This window comes from Micromonospora sp. KC606 (genome assembly GCF_004348675.1).
Taxonomy (GTDB): Bacteria; Actinomycetota; Actinomycetes; order Mycobacteriales; family Micromonosporaceae; genus Micromonospora.
Genome location: NZ_SMKN01000294.1, coordinates 1 through 5,759, shown reverse-complemented (window position 1 = coordinate 5,759; position 5,759 = coordinate 1). Strand labels below are relative to the sequence as shown.

Sequence of the window (5,759 nt, the reverse complement as noted above, 5' to 3'; positions counted from 1 at the left end):
CCCCCCGGGTCTCGGCCAAGCCCGCGCCGCCCCGGCGGCCAGGGCTGCCGACTCCTGGGCCGAAGCCCAAGGGTCCGGTTCCCGGCCCGCCGCAGCCGGCGACCCCGGTCGCCAAGCCGGCGAGCGCCCACGACATCGAGGTGGCGGCCGCCGAGGCGCGTGCCGCCGCGCTGAAGGCTGAGCAGGAGGCCGCGGTCAAGGCCGCCCAGGCCGCCCGCCAGCAGCAGCGGGAGAACGTCCGGCGCGAGCCTCCGACCGAGGGTGGCCCGCGTCCCGGCCCGCGTCCGGGTCCGGGCGCGATGCCGCCCCGTCCGGGTTCCCCGGCCGCCGGTCGTCCCGGCGCGCCGGCCCCGGGTCCGAACGCTCGTCCGGGTGGCCGTCCGCCGACGCGCGGCGCCGGCAACAACCCGTTCGGCATTCAGGGCGGCCAGCAGCAGCGGCCCCCGGCCGCCGGTGCCGGCGGCCCCCGTCCCAGCCCGGCGGGCATGCCGCCGCGGCCCAGCCCGGCTTCCATGCCGCCGCGGCCCAGCCCGGCCTCGATGCCGAGCCAGCGGCCCACCACTGGTCGCCCCGGCGGCCCTGGTGGCGGTCGTGGTGGTCCCGGTGGCGGCGCCGGTCGTCCCGGTGGCGGTGGCGGTGGCGGTGGCTTCCGTGGCGGTCCCGGTGGTGGTGGCGGCGGTGCTCCGGGCGGCGGGTTCCGTCCGGGTGCCCCGGCCGGTGGCGGCGGTCGTCCCGGTGGCGGCGGCCGTGGCCGTGGCGGAGGCGCCGCGGGTGCCTTCGGGCGCCCCGGTGGTCGGCCGACCCGTGGCCGCAAGTCCAAGAAGCAGCGCAGACAGGAGTTCGACAACCTGTCGGCCCCGACCATGAGCTCGGGCGCGCCCCGGGGTCAGGGTCAGGTCGTCCGGCTCTCCCGTGGCGCCTCGCTGTCGGACTTCGCCGACAAGATCAACGCCAACCCGGGTTCGCTGGTCCAGGAGATGTTCAACCTGGGCGAGATGGTCACCGCGACCCAGTCCTGCTCTGACGAGACCCTGCTGCTGCTGGGTGAGCACCTCGGCTTCGACGTGCAGATCGTCAGCCCGGAGGACGAGGACCGCGAGCTGCTCGCGCAGTTCAACATCGACCTCGACGCCGAGGTCGCGGAGGACCGCCTGGTCAGCCGTGCGCCGGTGGTGACCGTCATGGGTCACGTCGACCACGGTAAGACCAAGCTGCTCGACGCGATCCGCAAGGCGAACGTCGTGGCCGGCGAGGCCGGTGGCATCACCCAGCACATCGGTGCCTACCAGGTTCACGTCCCGCACGAGGGCGAGGACCGCGCGGTGACCTTCATCGACACCCCGGGTCACGAGGCGTTCACCGCCATGCGTGCCCGTGGTGCCCAGGTGACGGACATCGTGGTGCTGGTGGTCGCGGCCGACGACGGCGTGATGCCGCAGACGATCGAGGCGCTCAACCACGCCAAGGCGGCGGACGTGCCGATCGTGGTCGCGGTCAACAAGGTCGACAAGCCGGAGGCCAACCCGGACAAGGTCCGCCAGCAGCTGACCGAGTACGGCCTGGTCGCCGAGGAGTACGGCGGCGACACCATGTTCGTCAACGTGGCCGCGAAGCCGGGCATCGGCATCGACGACCTACTCGAGGCGGTCCTGCTCACCGCCGACGCGTCGCTGGAGCTGACCGCTCCGATCGACGGGCCGGCGCAGGGTGTGGCCATCGAGGCGCACCTGGACAAGGGCCGTGGTGCGGTGGCGACCGTGCTGGTGCAGAAGGGCACCCTGCGGGCGGGCGACTCGATCGTCGCCGGCGGGGCGCACGGCCGGGTCCGGGCGATGCTCGACGAGAACGGCAACCAGGTCGTCGAGGCCGGTCCGGCCCGTCCGGTCCTGGTGCTCGGTCTGACCGCGGTGCCGGGTGCGGGTGACACCTTCCTGGCCGCCGCCGACGACCGGACGGTGCGCCAGATCGCTGAGCAGCGGCAGGCGCGGCGGCGGGCGGCCTCGTTCGCCAACTCCCGTGGCCGGGCCACCCTCGAGACGCTCATGGAGCAGCTCAAGGAGGGCGAGAAGACCTCGCTCAACCTGGTGCTCAAGGGCGACGTCTCCGGTTCCGTGGAGGCCCTCGAGGACGCGCTGTTCAACCTCGACATCCCGGAGGAGGTCCAGCTCAGGATCATCCACCGGGGCGTGGGTGCGATCACCGAGAGCGACGTCATGCTGGCGAGTGCCTCGTCCGAGGCGGTCACCATCATCGGCTTCAACGTGCGGGCCGCCAACAAGGTCCGCGAGATCGCCGACCGCGAGGGCGTGGAGATCCGGTACTACACCGTCATCTACCAGGCCATCGAGGAGATCGACGCCGCGCTCAAGGGTCTGCTCAAGCCGGAGTACGAGGAGGTCGAGCTGGGCAGCGCGGAGATCCGCGACGTCTTCCGCTCGTCCAAGGTCGGCAACATCTCCGGTTGCATCGTCCGGTCCGGCATCATCCGCCGCAACGCCAAGGCGCGGCTGCTGCGGGACGGGGCGGTCGTGGCGGACAACCTCACGATCAGCTCCCTCAAGCGGTTCAAGGACGACGCGACGGAGGTCCGCGAGGGCTTCGAGTGTGGTCTGACGCTGGGCGGTTTCAACAACGTCCAGGTCGGCGACATCATCGAAACCTTCGAGATGCGGGAGAAGCCGCGCGCCTGATCCTGGGGGCGCCTGATCCTGGGCTGACACAGTGATCAAGGGGTTTACGCCGGTACGGCGTAAACCCCTTGATCGCGTCAGGGAGCGACCGTAGTGTCCGGGGCGATGTTCACCGGAACCGCGGTATTCGACCTGCTGCTGCCGGGCGACTCCCGGTCGCTCAAGGCCAAGAGATCATATGTACGGCCGATCGTGGCGGCGCTGCGCCGCTTCGAGGTGTCGGCCGCCGAGGTGGGGGCGCTCGACCTGCACGGTCGGGCGGAGATCGGGGTGGCCGTGGTGGCCGCCGAGGCCTCGCACGTCCGCGAGGTGCTGGAATCCTGCGAGCGCCTGGTCGCCACCCGCCCCGAGGTGGAACTCCTCTCGGTCCGCCGCCGCCTGCACGGCGCCGACGACTAGCCGCCCGACCACGTCCTGCCGGTCAAGGGCCTGGTCCTCGACGCGACAACGAGCGTGGTGGGCGCCGGGTCCACCGGCCGGACCGCCCCCGGGCGGCGCACCGGGCAGGTGCTCCCGCACCCGCCGGGCGGGGGATTCAGGGCTCCTGATCGACATGGCGGAGGTCGGGCGCCGCAGCACCGGCGGCGGTGGGCGGGGGCGCGGGACGCGCGGGTAGTGTTCGGGGTGTTGGGCGGTCGGCCCCGGCGGTGTTCCGCGCCGCCGCTCCGGCCGGGAGCAGGATGCCCTGGAGGTGGGGGAGATGACGGATCCGGCCAAGGTACGCCGGCACGCGGAGCGTATTCGCGAACTGGTCGCGTCGGTGGTGCGGAGCCAGATCAAGGACCCCCGGCTCGGGATGATCACCATCACCGACGCCCGGATCACCGCCGACCTGCGCGACGCCACGGTCTTCTACACCGTGCTCGGTGACGCGGCCGCCCAGGCGAGCACCGCCGCCGCGCTGGAGAGCGCCAAGGGCATGCTGCGCAGCACCGTGGGCAAGGCGCTCGGGCTGCGGCACTCGCCGACCCTGACCTTCGTCCTCGACGACGTGCAGGATCAGGTCAAGCACATCGACGACCTGCTCGCCCAGGCCCGCCACGCCGACGCCGAGGTGCAGCGGCTCGCCGCCAGCGCCCGGTACGCCGGCGACGCCCAGCCGTACCGGGTCGACGACGAGGACGCCGACGACACCGAGGTGGGGGACGACGAGGACGAGGACACCCCGTCCGCGGCGGACCGGCGGTGACCGGCCCGACCGGTGACGTGCTTCCCGGGCCGGCTCTCGCCGGACCGACCGAGGCTGACTGGGCCGCCGCGGTCGCGGCGGTACGCCGGCTGCCGACCGGTGCCCGGGTGCTGCTCGTCTGCCACGTCAACCCGGACGGTGACGCGCTCGGCAGCATGCTCGGTTTCGGCCTCGGCCTGCGCCGGCTGGGCGTACGACAGCTCCAGGCGACCTTCCCCGGCCCGCCCGAGGTGCCCGAGCCGCTCCGCTGGCTGCCCGGGCTCGACCTGCTGGTGCCGGCCGCCGAGGCGTACCCCGACCCGGACCTGGTGGTGTGCTTCGACGCGGCCAGCGCGTCGCGGCTCGGTGAGCTGGCCGACCGGCTCGACACCGCCGGCGAGGCGTTGGTGCTCGACCACCACGCGTCGAACACCGGCTTCGGTCGACTCCACCTGGTGGACCCGGGGGCTGCGGCGACCTCGGTCGTTGCCGAGGAACTGCTGGGCCGGCTCGACGTGCCGCTGGACGCGGAGATCGCGGCCTGCCTCTACGTCGCGCTGACCACCGACACCGGCTCGTTCCGGTTCGAGGCGACCACCCCCGCCGTACACCAGCTCGCCGCCCGGCTGCTGGCCACCGGCATCCGTCCGGGCGACATCTCCCGGCAGGTCTTCGACACCCGACCCTTCGGCGCGGTGCGGCTCTTCGGCGAGGTGCTCGGCCGGGCGGTCCTGGACTGCCCGGCGGCCGCCGGGCACGGCCTGGTCTGGACGTACGCGACCATGGACGACCTGGTCCGGCACGACCAGCGGCCGTACGTGCTGGAGTCTTTGATCGACTCTGTCCGGTGCACGGCCGAGGCCGACGTGGCGTGCGTCCTCAAGCAGGTCGGCCCCGAGGAGTGGGCGGTCTCCCTGCGCAGCAAGGGCGCGGTCGACGTCAGTCGGGTCGCGATGGCGCTCGGTGGAGGTGGGCACCGGTTCGCCGCCGGGTTCACCGGCCTCGGCAGCGCGCAGAAGGTGCTCGGGCGGATCCGGGCCGAGTTGGACGGCGCGCTGATCACGTCCTGACCTGCGGTCGGCCCGGTGACCTGCCGACCGTTCCCGCTGAAATCGGGTGCGAGGGCCATGACCCGGGTCAGTCCTGTCCTGTCACGCGTACCGGTTGGGGCCCGGCACCGAAGGGTGTGGGCGGCGACGGCTTCCTGATCTCCGGGGGTGTCGGCCTTTCGGCAGTTGGTGGGCGCGGGCAGAATCGGAGGATGGAGCAGCCTCGCGACCTCACCGTCGAGGCGCCGCGCGCCTGGGATCGTCCGGTGGTCACCGTGCCGGTGCTGGCCTGTGTCTCCCTGGTCGGTGGGCAGTTGCCCTCCTTCTCGGCGCAGGCCAACCTTTGGATCCTGGGCACCGGTGGCGCGCTGATCTGGCTGGGGCTCGGCAACCGGGTGCCCCGGCGGCCGGCCCTCACCCGGCTGGGGCGGGGGGCCATCTGGTGGGTGCTGCCGGTGGCCGTCTTCGTGGTGTTCGAGGGCGCCACGTTTGTGATGTCGGCCGGTGACGAGTTTCCCACCTTCTCCCGGCTCGCCGACCCGCTCCTGGAGGACGAACTGGTGCGTTCCGCAGTCTGGTTCGGCTGGCTGGCGGCGTTCTGGGGACTGGTCCGCCGATGATGCGGCTGGTCGCCATCGTCGGGTTCGCGACCGCGCTGGTGCTCTTCGCCGTGGTCGAGTGGGCGGCCCGCCGCCCGGATTCGCGGGTGCCGTCACTCGCCGACGTCTGCGCCTACGTGATGCGGTACGAGGTCGGACCGGTTCCGGTGGGGCGCATCGGGGTTTTCGGCTTCTGGTGGTGGCTGGGCTGGCACTTCCTGGCCCGCTGATCTCGCGACGCCCGCCCCCACCC

Annotated in this window: 6 protein-coding genes; all 6 read left to right on the top strand. The window is 72.9% G+C overall.

From position 1 onward, the window contains the following. Window positions 1–2,690 (top strand): translation initiation factor IF-2 (infB, locus tag E1193_RS29560; RefSeq protein WP_132186439.1); only part of this gene is annotated, 2,690 nt, incomplete at its 5' end. 105 nt (window positions 2,691–2,795) lie between these two features. Beyond that, window positions 2,796–3,089 carry a DUF503 domain-containing protein gene (locus tag E1193_RS29555; RefSeq protein WP_132186438.1) on the top strand — a complete coding sequence of 98 codons (294 nt, stop codon included), beginning with the start codon at window positions 2,796–2,798 and terminating at the stop codon, window positions 3,087–3,089. A 301-nt stretch (window positions 3,090–3,390) separates the two neighbouring features. Continuing rightward, the gene (rbfA, locus tag E1193_RS29550) at window positions 3,391–3,879 is read left to right on the top strand and encodes a 30S ribosome-binding factor RbfA (RefSeq protein ID WP_132186437.1); all 489 of its coding nucleotides are present in this window, start codon (window positions 3,391–3,393) and stop codon (window positions 3,877–3,879) included. Between the two features lie 17 nt (window positions 3,880–3,896). Then, window positions 3,897–4,928, top strand: coding sequence for a bifunctional oligoribonuclease/PAP phosphatase NrnA (locus tag E1193_RS29545; RefSeq protein WP_132186440.1), 1,032 nt, complete (start codon window positions 3,897–3,899; stop codon window positions 4,926–4,928). A 191-nt stretch (window positions 4,929–5,119) separates the two neighbouring features. Then, complete coding sequence (locus E1193_RS29540) at window positions 5,120–5,527, top strand: hypothetical protein (protein WP_132186436.1); 408 nt, start codon at window positions 5,120–5,122, stop codon at window positions 5,525–5,527. Further along, window positions 5,527–5,736 (top strand): DUF6186 family protein, encoded by a 210-nt coding sequence (locus tag E1193_RS29535; protein WP_207917060.1) that lies wholly within the window; start codon window positions 5,527–5,529, stop codon window positions 5,734–5,736. Before E1193_RS29540 ends, E1193_RS29535 begins: the two co-directional genes overlap by 1 nt. Window positions 5,737–5,759: the final 23 nt, after the last annotated feature.

Bases quoted from the DNA above. Each gene is read 5' to 3' on its own strand.
- E1193_RS29535 (WP_207917060.1), top strand. From the start codon at position 5,527: ATGCGGCTGGTCGCCATCGTCGGGTTCGCGACCGCGCTGGTGCTCTTC.
- E1193_RS29555 (WP_132186438.1), top strand. From the start codon at position 2,796: ATGTTCACCGGAACCGCGGTATTCGACCTGCTGCTGCCGGGCGACTCC.
- rbfA (WP_132186437.1), top strand. From the start codon at position 3,391: ATGACGGATCCGGCCAAGGTACGCCGGCACGCGGAGCGTATTCGCGAA.
- E1193_RS29540 (WP_132186436.1), top strand. From the start codon at position 5,120: ATGGAGCAGCCTCGCGACCTCACCGTCGAGGCGCCGCGCGCCTGGGAT.